We start from the raw sequence: 12,157 nt of genomic DNA on the forward strand, positions 1-12,157 counted from the left end.
GCGCGGATGGTTGGATGGGGCCCATGGACCTTGCCGGTATGCCGCGCACGGGAGTCGGCGTCGACGTCCACGCCTTCGCCGCCGACGACCACCGCGAGCTGTGGCTGGCCGGGCTGCTGTGGCCGGGGGAGGTCGGACTCGAGGGACACTCCGACGCCGACGTCGCCTGCCACGCCGCCTGCGACGCGCTGTTCTCGGCGGCGGGACTCGGCGACCTGGGCCTGCACTTCGGGACGGACCGGCCCGAACTCGCCGGCGCTTCCGGCCGCGCCCTGCTCGCCGAGGCGGCTCGCCTCGTGCGCGAGGCCGGGTTCGAGATCGGCAACGTCGCCGTCCAGGTGATCGGCAACCGACCCAAGATCGGCCCACAGCGCCACCTGGCCGAGCAGGTCATGTCCGCCGCCGTCGACGCCCCCGTCTCACTGAGCGGGACCACCACCGACGGACTGGGCCTGACCGGACGCGGCGAGGGCATCGCGGCCATCGCGACCGCGCTGGTCCTCACCACGACCTGACGATGCGGGCGCCGTCGGCCCCCGAGGGAGCCGCCGGTCCGGCGCACGGCGCACGCGGAAGAGGGCCGCACCCACGGGTGCGACCCTCTCGGTCGGGATCAGCCGTGCACCCCGGGACCCGCGTGCGCACGCACCAGACCAGCGTGGTCAGCGACCTCGAACGCGAACACGAGCAGGATCGAGGCCATGAACACGGCGAGCAGCACGTCGGCTGCCGCTGCCTCGGCGAACACCAGTGCGCTCAGACCGAGGACCATGGACACGGTCGCCCCCACCGCTTCGCCCCGCCCGACGCGATCCCTCGCGTTGCCGGTCCGCAGGACCAGCCAGGCAACCGCGCCGAGGACCAGGCCCACTGCGGACATGCCGCGAGGATCCTTGACGAAGGGCATCTCGCCGTTCACCAGGTAGCCGACGTAGGGCACACCGATGGCCAGGACCAGGACAGTGGCGATGGCATCTCGAATGGTCAGTCTCATCATTCCACCTCCTTCCACACCACCAGCCTCGCCCGCTCGCGGCCCTGATGGGAGAGTCGAAGGTCCTCCTCCTGCGGTGGGCCACCCTCGGACCACACCCGGACCACGGCCAGCCCACACCCGGACCACGACGGTCGACGCGGGGGGCGGCCCCGTAGGGTGACGGCATCCGTTCAGCGGGAAGCCCTCAGGAGGACTCATGCCCCAGACCGTCAAGGGAGTCATCGCCCGCACCAAGGGAGCCGACGTCGAGCTGGTCGACGTCGTCGTGCCCGACCCCGGACCGGGTGAGGCCGTGGTGCAGGTCCAGTCGTGCGGCGTCTGCCACACCGACCTGCACTACCGCGATGGTGGCATCAACGACGAGTTCCCGTTCCTGCTCGGGCACGAGGCCGCCGGCGTCGTCGAGGCAGTCGGTGAGGGCGTGACGGACGTGGCACCGGGTGACTTCGTCATCCTCAACTGGCGGGCGGTCTGCGGCCAGTGCCGTGCCTGTGCCAAGGGCAAGCCCTGGTACTGCTTCAACACCCACAACGCCAAGCAGAAGATGACCCTCACCGACGGCACGGAGCTGAGCCCGGCGCTGGGCATCGGGGCGTTCGTCGAGAAGACCCTCGTCGCGGCCGGCCAGTGCACCAAGGTCGACGCCGATGCCGACGCCGCCGCCGTGGGCCTGCTCGGCTGCGGGGTGATGGCCGGCTTCGGCGCCGCCGTCAACACCGGGGGTGTGGGCCGGGGCGACTCGATCGCCGTCATCGGGTGCGGAGGGGTCGGCAACGCCGCCATCGCCGGGGCCACCGTGGCCGGCGCGACGACGATCATCGCCGTCGACGTCGACGACCGGAAGCTCGAGACGGCCAGGTCCTTCGGCGCCACCCACACCGTCAACGGCAGGGACGAGGACGTCGTGGAGCGGATCCGCGAGCTCACCGGCGGCTTCGGTGCCGACGTCGTGGTCGAGGCGGTCGGCCGGCCCGAGACCTACGAGCAGGCGTTCTACGCGCGTGACCTCGCCGGGACGGTCGTCCTGGTCGGGGTCCCGACCCCCGACCAGCAGGTCACGCTGCCGCTGATCGAGATCTTCGGTCGTGGCGGCGCCCTGAAGTCGAGCTGGTACGGCGACTGCCTGCCCAGCCGCGACTTCCCGATGCTGGTCGACCTCTACCGCCAGGGACGGTTCGACCTCGACGCGTTCGTCTCCGAGCGGATCGGTCTGGGTGACATCGAAGCCGCGTTCGAGAAGATGGAGCGCGGCGAGGTCCTGCGATCGGTCGTGGTGCTCTGATGGGCGAAGCAGAGGACAACGGCGCGGTGCCGGTCGTCGCACCGTCCGCGGGTGGCGTGCGGGTCGACCGCGTGGTCACGTCGGGGACGTTCGAGCTCGACGGCGGCAGCTGGGAGGTCGACAACAACGTCTGGGTCGTGGGTGACGACAAGGAGTGCGTCATCATCGACGCCGCCCACGACGGCAGGAAGATCGTGAAGTCGATCGACCTCGAGCGGCGGGTGGTCGCGGTCATCTCGACCCACGCCCACAACGACCACATCAACGCGGTCGGTGAGGTCTGCGACGGCACGCGCGCCCCGGCATACCTGCACCCCGCGGACCGGATGCTCTGGGACGAGCTGTACCCCGTGACCCCGGACCGCGAGCTGGCCGACGGCCAGGTCATCACCGTCGGTGACGTGGACCTGCACGTCATCCACACGCCCGGCCACACCCCGGGCTCGTGCAGCCTCTACGCGCCGGCGCTCGACGCCGTCTTCACGGGCGACACCCTGTTCAAGGGCGGCCCGGGTGCGACCGGGCGGTCGTACAGCGACTTCCCGACCATCGTGGCGTCGATCCGCGACCGGCTGCTCACGCTGCCCGACGAGACCGTCGTGCTGACCGGCCACGGCGACCCGACGGTCATCGGGGCCGAGGCGCCGCACCTCCAGGAGTGGCTCGACCGCGGCCACTGACCCCTCCCCCCACCCCCGCAAAACGGTGGTTGCTCGACGAAACGGCCTCCATGGGGCCCGTATCGTCGAGCAACCNGGGCTGGCCGCCCCGCGCCGGTAGCCTTGCGCCGTGAGTCTTCGCCTGTACGACACCGCCGCGCGTGAGCTGCGCGACTTCACCCCCCTGGTTCCCGGGCGGGTGGGCATCTACATCTGTGGGCTCACGACCCAGGGCGCGCCCCACATCGGGCACGTCCGCTTCGCGGTGGCATTCGACGTCCTGCGCCGGTGGCTCGAGGGCCGCCACGGCTACGACGTGACGCTGGTGCGCAACGTCACCGACATCGACGACAAGATCCTCGCGAAGTCGGCCGACGCCGGCGAGGAGTGGTTCGCGCTGTCCTACCGCAACGAGGTCGCCACGGCCGCGGCCCTGGACTCCCTGGCGGTGCTGCCCCCCACCTACGAGCCCCGCGCCACCGGGCACATCCCCGAGATGGTCGCGCTGATGGAGACCCTCGTCGACAAGGGCCACGCCTACGCTGCCACCGACGGCAGCGGTGACGTGTACTTCGACGTGAAGAGCTTCCCCGAGTACGGCTCGCTCACCCACCAGAAGATCGAGGACATGGAGGCGGCGCAGGACGCCGACCCGCGCGGCAAGCGCGACCCTCGTGACTTCGCGCTCTGGAAGGGGCGCAAGGAGTCGGAGCCGGCCACCGCGTCGTGGGCCACGCCGTTCGGGGTCGGCCGTCCCGGCTGGCACCTGGAGTGCTCGGCCATGGCGCGTAAGTACCTCGGCGACGCCTTCGACATCCACGGCGGCGGCGTCGACCTGCGCTTCCCCCACCACGAGAACGAGCAGGCGCAGTCGCACGCGGCCGGGCTCGGCTTCGCGACCTACTGGCTGCACAACGCCTGGGTGACCGTGGGTGGCGAGAAGATGAGCAAGTCGCTCGGTAACAGCCTGGTCGTCTCCGAGGTCACCAAGGTGGCTCGCCCGCTCGCCGTCCGCTACTACCTGACGGCGGCGCACTACCGCTCGACGATCGAGTACCACGAGGGCTCGCTGCGCGAGGCCGAGGCGACCGTGGAGCGGATCGAGGGCTTCCTCACGCGTGCGCTGCGCGCCCTGCCCGAGGGCACGTCCACCTCCCCGGACCACACCGCCCTGCCGGAGGCGTATGCCGCGGCGATGGACGACGACCTCAACGTGTCGGGAGCGCTCGCGGTCCTCCACGACACGGTCCGGGCGGGCAACACGGCGCTCGACGACGGCGACGACGAGGGTCTGGCCACGGCGTTCGCCGCGGTCGTGGCGATGACCGACCTGCTCGGAGTGAACCCGCTCGACCCGCACTGGGGCGACGGCAGCGACAACGGTTCGGGCGACGCCCAGGCCGCGCTCGACGCCCTCGTCCAGGTGCAGCTGGAGGCCCGGGCAGCCGCCCGCGCCGCCCGAGACTTCGCGACGGCCGATGCCATCCGCGACCAGCTGGGCGCGGCCGGCATCGTCATCGAAGACACGGCGTCGGGAGCGAACTGGTCGCTCGCTCGCCGCGAGAGCTGAGAGGAACACCCATGGCTGGCAACTCCCAGCGACGTGGCGCCATCCGCAAGGGCGCGTCGAAGAAGGGCGCCACCGTCGGGTCCGGCGGGCAGCGCCGTCGCGGTCTCGAGGGCAGGGGTCCGACCCCGAAGGCCGAGGACCGCCCGAAGCACAAGGCCAACCGGATGGCCGGTGCCGCGGAGAAGCGCGCGGCGGGCGGGTCCAAGCCCGGCGCCCGACCCAGTGCGAGCCGTGGTGGTTCCCGTCGCGGCAAGCAGTCGAGCGAGATCGTCGCAGGGCGCAACTCCGTCGTCGAGGCGCTGCGCGCCGACGTGCCGGTCACGACGATGTACGTCGCCGGCCGGATCGACTCCGACGACCGGGTCCGCGAGGCGCTCAAGACCGCGACCGCCAAGGGCATCGCGATCCTCGAGACCCCGAGGGGCGAGCTCGACCGGCTCACCGACGGGGCGGTCCACCAGGGCCTGGCCCTGCAGGTGCCGCCCTACGAGTACGCCCACCCCAGCGACTTCATCGACCCGCAGGCACCTGGCATACCGCTGGTGGTCGCGCTCGACGGGATCACCGACCCGCGCAACCTCGGTGCCATCATCCGTTCCGTCGCCGCGTTCGGCGGGCACGGTGTGGTCGTCCCCGAGCGCCGGTCGGTCGGGATGACCGCCAGCGCCTGGAAGACGTCGGCGGGTGCCGCGGCCCGGGTGCCGGTCGCCTTGGCCGCGAACCTGACGCGCGCCCTGGAGGAGTACCGCAAGGCGGGGTTCTTCGTCCTCGGCCTCGACATGGACGGCGACGTCCAGCTGCCCGACCTGGCCCTGGCCACCGAACCGATCGTCATCGTCACGGGCTCCGAGGGGAAGGGGCTCTCGCGGCTGGTGCGGGAGACCTGCGACCAGATCGTGTCGATCCCGATGTCGTCGGCGGTCGAGTCCCTCAACGCCGGCATCGCCACCGGGGTGGCCCTCTACGAGGTGGCCAGGCGACGCGCGATGTGACGTCCGTTTTGCCCCCCTCACCTGCGCTGATCCGATACCGTTTCGCGGAGCCGCCCCAAGGGGGAGCGGCCCCGCAACCTCGAAGGGATTTCCCGCATGTCTGACTACGGCACCCCGCCGCCTCCGCCCCCGGCTCCCGGCTACAACCAGCCGACGGCCGGTGGCACCCCGCCGCCGAACTACCTCGTGTGGGCGATCCTGTCGACGATCTTCTGCTGCCTCCCGTTCGGCATCGCGTCGATCGTGTTCGCGGCCCAGGTCAACGGCAAGTACGCCTCGGGTGACGTCGCGGGGGCGCAGGCCTCGTCGGAGAAGGCGAAGCGTTTCGCGATCATCGCCGCCATCGTCGGCGTCGTCGTCAACGGCATCTACTTCGCGTTCGTCCTGCCGAACCTCAACAAGTAGGTCTCGGACTCCGAGCCCGCCATGACCGCAGTGGCACCGCAGCGCCCCGCACCACCCGTCGCCGCACGGGGGTACGGGGCGTTGCGCGTGCCCGGGCTCGTCCTGGCCGCGACGGTGGCCGTCACGACCGTGGTTGCCGCGGTCGACCCCAACGAGCCGGGTCACTACCCGACCTGCCCGTTCCTCGCGGTGACCGGCTACTACTGCCCGGGGTGCGGTTCGTTGCGCGCCCTGCACGACCTCGCCCACGGCGACCTGGCCGGCGCGGTGGCCCGCAACCCGCTGATGGTGCTTGCCGCCGGCGGTCTCCTCGTCGCCTTCGTGCTCTGGACGCGGCGCCTCTGGAGGGGCCTGCCCCGCACCTGGGCGGCTCCTCCTGCGCTGCTGTACGGGTTGCTCACCCTGGTGCTGGCCTTCTGGGTGCTGCGCAACGTGCCCGGCTGGACCTGGCTGTCACCGGCCTGACCTCCGACTGGAGCCCGGCGTCCTGGCTGGGCCCACCGGTGGTCTGCCGCCGACCCGTCCGTTCGGCCGCACCCTGCGTGAGTCCCGGCGCGAGAGGGGTTGCGTCCGCTAGCGTTTCGCCCTGCCGCGCCCACGGGGGGAGCGGCGCGCGACTTCCGAAGGGACCCCGCATGTCTGACTACGGCACCCCGCCGCCGCCGCCTCCGCCGTACTCGTCCGGCTACTACGCGTCGGGCGCGGGTGGCGCCCCGCCGCAGAACTACCTGGTCTGGGCGATCCTGTCGACCGTCCTGTGCTGCCTGCCGCTCGGGGTCGTGTCGATCGTCTTCGCGGCCCAGGTCAACAGCAAGTGGTATGCGGGCGACATCGCCGGCGCGCGCGACGCCTCCAACAAGGCGAAGAACTTCGCCATGTGGTCGGCCATCGCCGGGGTGGCCGGCGCACTCCTCTGGCTGATCTTCGTGGTCGCGCTCGGCTCGTTCGGCCAGAGCTCGATGAGCAACGGCTACTGACCCGCCGGGGACTTCGGCAGCTCGACCACGACCGTGTTGAGGACCTTGTCGGCGAAGGTCTGGCGCTTGTCGTCCCACAGCGGCCAGAGGTAGCCGATGTAGGCGAAGCCGTCGAGGACGTGGGCGAGGTCGCGGACGAAGGCCATCCCGGCCCCGATCGGCTGGCCGGTGTGCTCGTCGACGAGGCGGATCCCCATCACCTTCTTGCCGATGCTCTGACCGGTCCGGCCCTGCCTGAACGCGCGGTTCCAGACCTGGATGGCGAGCATCAGCAGGAGGCCGAGGCCGACGAGGACGCCGCCGAGGATCATCAGCCCGGCGTTCCCGGTGTCGGGCGGCAGGTACTCGGAGTCCGAGAGGGCGACGTCCGAACCGGAGTCGGGGGCGCCGACGACGAAGAGCACGATCCCGATGACGTAGGGCACCATGCCGACGAGCTGCACCAGGCTGTCGATCAGCATGGCGGCCACCCGGGTGACCCAGTCGGCCAACGGCCCCCAGGGTCCGCCGACCCCGCGGGCCGGCGGGCCGGCATACGCTCCGGGCGCGCCGGTGCCGGGCGCGGTCGGTTGGGTGAACGGGTGGAGCGGTGGCTGCTGTGTCATGGGTCCCCTTGCGTCGCCCGCAAACTAGCAGGGGTGGGCGGTCGTCAGCCCAGGGCGCGCTGGGTCCAGGTCGGCTCGTCGCTCTGGGCCCGCAGGACGCCCTGGGCGACGACGGTCCCGACGACCTTGTCGGCCAGCGTCTGCCTGCGGGCGTCCCACAGCGGGCGTAGGTAACCGATGAAGAAGATGCCGTCCACCAGGTGCGCGATCTCGCGGGCGAGCGCGGAGGCCGAGCCGATCGGCTTCCCGGTGGTGGCCGAGACCAGGACGATCTTCATGGCCGCCTTGCCGATCGTCTGACCGGTGCGGCCCTGGTGGACCACGCGGTTCCAGATCCAGATGACCAGGCTGAGGATGCCGCCCAGGCTCATCAGCCCGAGGCCTGCGATGACGGTGACGTGGTCGGTCTGCCGGGCCGGGTCGACGGACTGGTAGATCGTCGCGCCGGAGCTCTGCAGGCCGAGCAGCATGACCAGGCCCGTGACGTAGGGGAGGCTGCCGACCAGCTGGACCAGCTCGTCGATGAGCCGCGCCGCGACCCGGGTCGACCAGCCGGCGGGCGGGGTCCACGTCCCCCGCCCGAAGTCCTGGTGGTGGGCGGTGGCGGTGGCCTGAGCCTGACTCATGAAGTTTCCCCTGGAGGCGGTGCTGCGGTTGTCGTCGCCACCGTAGTGGGCGGCTGGCGTCGCATAGGTGCCGTTTGGGGCCGATATCGTCCGAGTGGCTGATGCCGCCGGTCCGGCTCAGTCGTCGTCGAACAGCGCGACGACCGGCATCTCCACCGTGTCGACGCCGACCACGGTGGCCTCGTCGGGCTTGCTCGGCAGCACCGTCTTCACGTAGTCGGCGATGGCGTCCTCGATCGGCATGTCGTGGCCAGCCCGCTCGGAGAGGTACCAGCGGTGCTCGAGCACCTCGTGGAAGAGCTCGGCCGGTTCGAGCTTGCCGGCCAGCTCGCGCGGGACCGTGCGGGTGATGGGTTCGTAGATCCGCTGGAGCCAGTCGTGGGCGACGATCTCCTCGTCGTCGTTCTGGCGGTCGGTGCCGGCCCGGTAGGAGTCGAGGTCGTTGAGCAGCCGGCGCGCCTGGTTCTCCTCCACGTCGAGCCCGGTGAGGCGCAGGAGTCGCCGCGAGTGGTGCCCGGCGTCGACGACCTTGGGCTGGATCTGGATGGTGGTGCCGCCGATGTCGGTGGAGATGGCCAGCTCGTCGACGTCGAAGCCGAGCTCGTTGAGCCGCCGGATCCGCTCGTCGACGCGCCAGCGGTCGCCGCGCTCGAACCGCTCGAGGCCGGTCAGCTCCTCCCACAGCTCGGTGTAGCGCTCGACGATCCGGTTCGACGTGTCGACGGCGTCGACGCCCGCCTCGAGGAAGCCGCCGGCTTCCAGGTCCATCAGCTCACCGGCGATGTTGACGCGGGCGATGTCGAGGTCGTGCTCGCGCTGGCCGGCGGTCAGGGTCTGGTGCAGCTCACCGGTCTCCGCGTCCACGAGGTATGCCGCGAACGCGCCGGCGTCGCGCCGGAACAGGGTGTTCGACAGCGACACGTCCCCCCACCAGAAGCCGACCAGGTGGACGCGCACCAGGAGGACGGCGAGGGCGTCGATCAGCCGGGCGGTGGTGTCCGGTCGCAGTGACTGGCTGAACAGCGCGCGGTACGGCAGCGAGAACTGCAGGTGCCGGGTGATCAGGCAGGCGTCGAGGGGGGTCCCGTCGGCTGAGGTGCGACCGCTGACCACCCCGAACGGCTCGACGCACGGCAGGTCGAGCCGGTTGAGCATCCGCAGGAGCTGGAACTCGCGGGTCGCGATGTCGGCCTTGATCTCCTTGACCGCGAGCACCCGCCCGGAGAGCTTGACGAACCGCACGACGTGGCGCGAGATGCCGCGCGGCAGGGCGGCCAGGTGTTCCTCCGGCCAGGTCTCCAGCGGTAGCTCCCACGGCAGGTCGAGCATCGCCGGGTCGGGTCGTGCCGCAGTGATCTCGAGTGCCACGCTTCATCCTCCCAGCGACGCCTCGACCGGTGTCGCCCGGTCCGGGTCGGGCGTCCACGACCTCGACGTCCAGGACCTCGATGTCCACGACGTCCACGACGTCCACGACGTCCACGACCTCGATGTCCACGACTTCAACGGAAAGCCGGTGTGGCCGGCTCCCACGACGGGAAGCCGGCCACACGGCATACGGTGCTGTCGGTCAGTCGCCGAGGCGCTGGCCCGAGGTGGCGTCGAAGGCGTGCACGTGCCCGGACTTCGGGGCGAGGTAGACGGTCTCGCCCTTCTTCGGGGGCGTGCGGCCGTCGACGCGCGCGATGAACGGGCGCTCCGGCGCGTCGCTGTCCTCGTCGGCTTCGACGTGCTGGTGGGCCTTGGTCGAGCCGTAGATGTAGGCGTCGGCGCCGAGCTCCTCGACGACGTCCACGGTGACCGGGATGCCTTGGCCCTCGGTGGTGAGCTCGAGGTCCTCGGGGCGGACACCCAGCGTGATGTTCTTGCCGGAGGAGGCGTCGAGGATGGCCCGCTCCACGGGCACCGTCGAGCCGCCCACCTTCACGCCGCCGTCGGCCACGTCGACGTCGAGCAGGTTCATGGCGGGGGAGCCGATGAAGCCGGCGACGAAGACGTTGTTCGGGTGGTCGTACATGCGGCGCGGGCTGTCGCACTGCATGAGGATGCCGTCCTTGAGGACCGCGACGCGGTCACCCATCGTCATGGCCTCGACCTGGTCGTGGGTGACGTAGACGGTGGTGACGCCGAGGCGACGCTGCAGCGAGGCGATCTGCGTGCGGGTCTGGACGCGGAGCTTGGCGTCGAGGTTCGACAGCGGCTCGTCCATGAGGAACACCTGGGGGGAGCGCACGATCGCGCGACCCATGGCGACGCGCTGGCGCTGGCCACCGGAGAGGGCCTTCGGCTTGCGCTCGAGATAGGCCTCGAGGTCGAGGATCTTGGCAGCCTCCTCGACGCGCTTGCGGATCTCGCCCTTGTCGACGCCGGCGATCTTGAGCGCGAAGCCCATGTTGTCGGCCACCGTCATGTGGGGGTAGAGCGCGTAGTTCTGGAAGACCATCGCGACGTCGCGGTCCTTGGGGGACAGGTTGGTGACGTCGCGGTCACCGATCCAGATCTTGCCCGCGTTGACCTCTTCGAGGCCCGCCAGCATGCGCAGGGAGGTGGACTTGCCACATCCGGAGGGGCCGACCAGGACGAGGAACTCGCCGTCCTCGATGTCGATGTTGAGCCGGTCGACAGAGGGCTTGTCGTTGCCCGGGTAGAGGCGGGTGGCCTCGTCGAACTTCACAGTTGCCATGGCTTCGTTGCCTTTCCTTCACCGGCAGGAACGTGCCGGACGATCCGTTGTAAAGGGTGCTGCTCCCGCCGACATCGGTGTCCGCGGTGGGCTCAGTCTGGCCCAGCGCGGGTCGTTGCGCCAGTGCTGGGCCGTGCTGGTGGGACTGCGGGCATGGGTGTTCGGAGGCCAGGATGAAAACGTTTGCGCACGAGGTGAGCCGCGGCATACCTGAAATATCTTGCAGCGTGTGGTCGGTTGGGCCTGCAAGTTCTTGCTACCGTCACCGCCATGAAGGCGAGACTGGCTGACATCGCCGCGCACGCCGACGTCAGCGAGGCCACCGTCAGCAGGGTGCTCAACGGCAAGCCCGGGGTGGCGGAGGCGACCCGCGAGGCCGTGCTGACGTCGCTGGACATCCTCGGCTACGACCGGCCGTCGCGGCTGCGGCGCAAGACCGCCGACCTCGTCGGGCTGATCGTGCCGGAGCTGACCAACCCGATCTTCCCGGCCTTCGCGCAGATCATCGAGACGGCGCTGGCACGGCACCAGTTCACGCCGGTGCTGTGCACCCAGACCCCCGGGGGAGTGCACGAGGACGAGTACGTCCAGATGCTGCTCGACCGCGGCGTAGCAGGGATCATCTACGTCTCCGGCCAGCACGCCGACGTCACGACCGACCCCGAGCGCTACACCAGCCTGCGCGAGCGAGAGCTGCCGATCGTGCTCGTCAACGGCTACCAGGAGGGCATCGACGCGCCCTTCATCTCCAACGACGACGTCGCGTCCATGGAGCTCGCGCTGACCCACCTGGTGCAGCTCGGCCACACCCAGATCGGGCTGGCGGTCGGCCCGGAGCGGTTCGTGCCGGTGATCCGCAAGATCGACGGCTTCCGTGCCTCGATGCGCGCCCTGCTCGGCCGCGACGACGTCGAGGAGCTGATCGAGCGGACGATGTTCTCGGTCGAGGGGGGCGACACGGCGGCCGCGCGACTCATCGAGAAGGGGTGCACGGCCGTGGTCTGCGGCTCCGACCTGATGGCCCTCGGGGCGATCCGGGCGGCCCGCCGAGCCGGCAAGCAGGTGCCGGCCGACTTCTCGGTGGTCGGCTACGACGACTCACCGCTGATCGCCTTCACCGACCCGCCCCTGACCACCGTGCGACAGAGCGTCCAGGCGATGGCCGAGGCGGCCGTGCGTGCGCTGCTCGACGAGATCGCCGGAGAACCCTCGCCACGCGCCGAGTACGTCTTCCGTCCCGAGCTCGTGGTGCGGGCCTCGACCGGAGCTGCCCCGACCCGCTGAGGGCGTCATCCCCCACTTGGTGCGATCTGGTCTTCACCGGGGCCTGGGATCTCGGTGTCGGTGGGGATCTGTGGGCA

The 12,157-nt window shown here is 70.7% G+C and carries 14 protein-coding genes; 9 read left to right on the plus strand and 5 right to left on the minus strand.

Annotated elements, in window-relative coordinates:
- Nucleotides 1-23 precede the first annotated feature (23 nt).
- Nucleotides 24-515: a 2-C-methyl-D-erythritol 2,4-cyclodiphosphate synthase gene (gene ispF, locus ABD262_RS14895; RefSeq protein WP_344138242.1), complete on the plus strand. Its 492-nt coding sequence runs from the start codon at nucleotides 24-26 to the stop codon at nucleotides 513-515.
- 98 nt (nucleotides 516-613) lie between these two features.
- Here the strand turns inward: ispF and ABD262_RS14900 are convergent, their stop codons facing one another.
- Nucleotides 614-997 (minus strand): hypothetical protein, encoded by a 384-nt coding sequence (locus tag ABD262_RS14900; protein ID WP_344137766.1) that lies wholly within the window; start codon nucleotides 995-997, stop codon nucleotides 614-616.
- Between the two features lie 196 nt (nucleotides 998-1,193).
- On the opposite strand from ABD262_RS14900, the gene ABD262_RS14905 reads away from it, so the two are divergent.
- The 7 genes from ABD262_RS14905 to ABD262_RS14935 all read left to right on the plus strand — a co-directional run bounded on the left by ABD262_RS14905 (nucleotide 1,194) and on the right by ABD262_RS14935 (nucleotide 6,882).
- Nucleotides 1,194-2,279 carry an S-(hydroxymethyl)mycothiol dehydrogenase gene (locus ABD262_RS14905; protein ID WP_344137768.1) on the plus strand — a complete coding sequence of 362 codons (1,086 nt, stop codon included), beginning with the start codon at nucleotides 1,194-1,196 and terminating at the stop codon, nucleotides 2,277-2,279.
- The gene (locus tag ABD262_RS14910; RefSeq protein WP_344137771.1) at nucleotides 2,279-2,959 is read left to right on the plus strand and encodes an MBL fold metallo-hydrolase; all 681 of its coding nucleotides are present in this window, start codon (nucleotides 2,279-2,281) and stop codon (nucleotides 2,957-2,959) included. The genes ABD262_RS14905 and ABD262_RS14910 overlap by 1 nt, the downstream gene beginning before the upstream one ends.
- Before the next feature lie 109 nt (nucleotides 2,960-3,068).
- Nucleotides 3,069-4,508, plus strand: coding sequence for a cysteine--tRNA ligase (cysS, locus tag ABD262_RS14915; protein WP_344137773.1), 1,440 nt, complete (start codon nucleotides 3,069-3,071; stop codon nucleotides 4,506-4,508).
- A gap of 11 nt (nucleotides 4,509-4,519) precedes the next feature.
- The gene (rlmB, locus tag ABD262_RS14920) at nucleotides 4,520-5,500 is read left to right on the plus strand and encodes a 23S rRNA (guanosine(2251)-2'-O)-methyltransferase RlmB (protein ID WP_344137776.1); all 981 of its coding nucleotides are present in this window, start codon (nucleotides 4,520-4,522) and stop codon (nucleotides 5,498-5,500) included.
- A 96-nt stretch (nucleotides 5,501-5,596) separates the two neighbouring features.
- A complete protein-coding gene (locus tag ABD262_RS14925) occupies nucleotides 5,597-5,905 on the plus strand; it encodes a CD225/dispanin family protein (RefSeq protein ID WP_344137779.1) in 309 nt (102 codons plus the stop codon).
- A gap of 21 nt (nucleotides 5,906-5,926) precedes the next feature.
- On the plus strand, nucleotides 5,927-6,370 hold the full coding sequence (locus tag ABD262_RS14930) for a DUF2752 domain-containing protein (protein ID WP_344137782.1): 444 nt from the start codon (nucleotides 5,927-5,929) through the stop codon (nucleotides 6,368-6,370).
- Between the two features lie 170 nt (nucleotides 6,371-6,540).
- Nucleotides 6,541-6,882: a CD225/dispanin family protein gene (locus ABD262_RS14935; RefSeq protein WP_344137785.1), complete on the plus strand. Its 342-nt coding sequence runs from the start codon at nucleotides 6,541-6,543 to the stop codon at nucleotides 6,880-6,882.
- Here the strand turns inward: ABD262_RS14935 and ABD262_RS14940 are convergent.
- The 4 genes from ABD262_RS14940 to ABD262_RS14955 all read right to left on the minus strand — a co-directional run bounded on the left by ABD262_RS14940 (nucleotide 6,876) and on the right by ABD262_RS14955 (nucleotide 10,796).
- The gene (locus ABD262_RS14940; protein ID WP_344137788.1) at nucleotides 6,876-7,487 is read right to left on the minus strand and encodes an RDD family protein; all 612 of its coding nucleotides are present in this window, start codon (nucleotides 7,485-7,487) and stop codon (nucleotides 6,876-6,878) included. The genes ABD262_RS14935 and ABD262_RS14940 overlap by 7 nt on opposite strands.
- 44 nt (nucleotides 7,488-7,531) lie before the next feature.
- On the minus strand, nucleotides 7,532-8,113 hold the full coding sequence (locus ABD262_RS14945) for an RDD family protein (protein WP_344137791.1): 582 nt from the start codon (nucleotides 8,111-8,113) through the stop codon (nucleotides 7,532-7,534).
- A 117-nt stretch (nucleotides 8,114-8,230) separates the two neighbouring features.
- Nucleotides 8,231-9,481, minus strand: coding sequence for a DUF4032 domain-containing protein (locus ABD262_RS14950; RefSeq protein ID WP_344137794.1), 1,251 nt, complete (start codon nucleotides 9,479-9,481; stop codon nucleotides 8,231-8,233).
- Between the two features lie 202 nt (nucleotides 9,482-9,683).
- On the minus strand, nucleotides 9,684-10,796 hold the full coding sequence (locus ABD262_RS14955; RefSeq protein WP_344137797.1) for an ABC transporter ATP-binding protein: 1,113 nt from the start codon (nucleotides 10,794-10,796) through the stop codon (nucleotides 9,684-9,686).
- 270 nt (nucleotides 10,797-11,066) lie between these two features.
- Here ABD262_RS14955 and ABD262_RS14960 point away from each other — a divergent pair, with 270 nt between their 5' ends.
- A complete protein-coding gene (locus ABD262_RS14960) occupies nucleotides 11,067-12,080 on the plus strand; it encodes a LacI family DNA-binding transcriptional regulator (protein ID WP_344137800.1) in 1,014 nt (337 codons plus the stop codon).
- Nucleotides 12,081-12,157: the final 77 nt, after the last annotated feature.

The organism is Pedococcus bigeumensis (assembly GCF_039531795.1).
GTDB classification, from domain to species: domain Bacteria; phylum Actinomycetota; class Actinomycetes; order Actinomycetales; family Dermatophilaceae; genus Pedococcus; species Pedococcus bigeumensis.

What these genes read in the sequence shown, in the direction of transcription:
- ispF (WP_344138242.1), top strand. Translation starts at nt 24, where the DNA reads ATGGACCTTGCCGGTATGCCGCGCACGGGAGTCGGCGTCGACGTCCAC.
- ABD262_RS14900 (WP_344137766.1), bottom strand. Translation starts at nt 997, where the DNA reads ATGATGAGACTGACCATTCGAGATGCCATCGCCACTGTCCTGGTCCTG.
- ABD262_RS14905 (WP_344137768.1), top strand. Translation starts at nt 1,194, where the DNA reads ATGCCCCAGACCGTCAAGGGAGTCATCGCCCGCACCAAGGGAGCCGAC.
- ABD262_RS14910 (WP_344137771.1), top strand. Translation starts at nt 2,279, where the DNA reads ATGGGCGAAGCAGAGGACAACGGCGCGGTGCCGGTCGTCGCACCGTCC.
- rlmB (WP_344137776.1), top strand. Translation starts at nt 4,520, where the DNA reads ATGGCTGGCAACTCCCAGCGACGTGGCGCCATCCGCAAGGGCGCGTCG.
- ABD262_RS14925 (WP_344137779.1), top strand. Translation starts at nt 5,597, where the DNA reads ATGTCTGACTACGGCACCCCGCCGCCTCCGCCCCCGGCTCCCGGCTAC.
- ABD262_RS14930 (WP_344137782.1), top strand. Translation starts at nt 5,927, where the DNA reads ATGACCGCAGTGGCACCGCAGCGCCCCGCACCACCCGTCGCCGCACGG.
- ABD262_RS14935 (WP_344137785.1), top strand. Translation starts at nt 6,541, where the DNA reads ATGTCTGACTACGGCACCCCGCCGCCGCCGCCTCCGCCGTACTCGTCC.
- ABD262_RS14940 (WP_344137788.1), bottom strand. Translation starts at nt 7,487, where the DNA reads ATGACACAGCAGCCACCGCTCCACCCGTTCACCCAACCGACCGCGCCC.
- ABD262_RS14945 (WP_344137791.1), bottom strand. Translation starts at nt 8,113, where the DNA reads ATGAGTCAGGCTCAGGCCACCGCCACCGCCCACCACCAGGACTTCGGG.
- ABD262_RS14955 (WP_344137797.1), bottom strand. Translation starts at nt 10,796, where the DNA reads ATGGCAACTGTGAAGTTCGACGAGGCCACCCGCCTCTACCCGGGCAAC.
- ABD262_RS14960 (WP_344137800.1), top strand. Translation starts at nt 11,067, where the DNA reads ATGAAGGCGAGACTGGCTGACATCGCCGCGCACGCCGACGTCAGCGAG.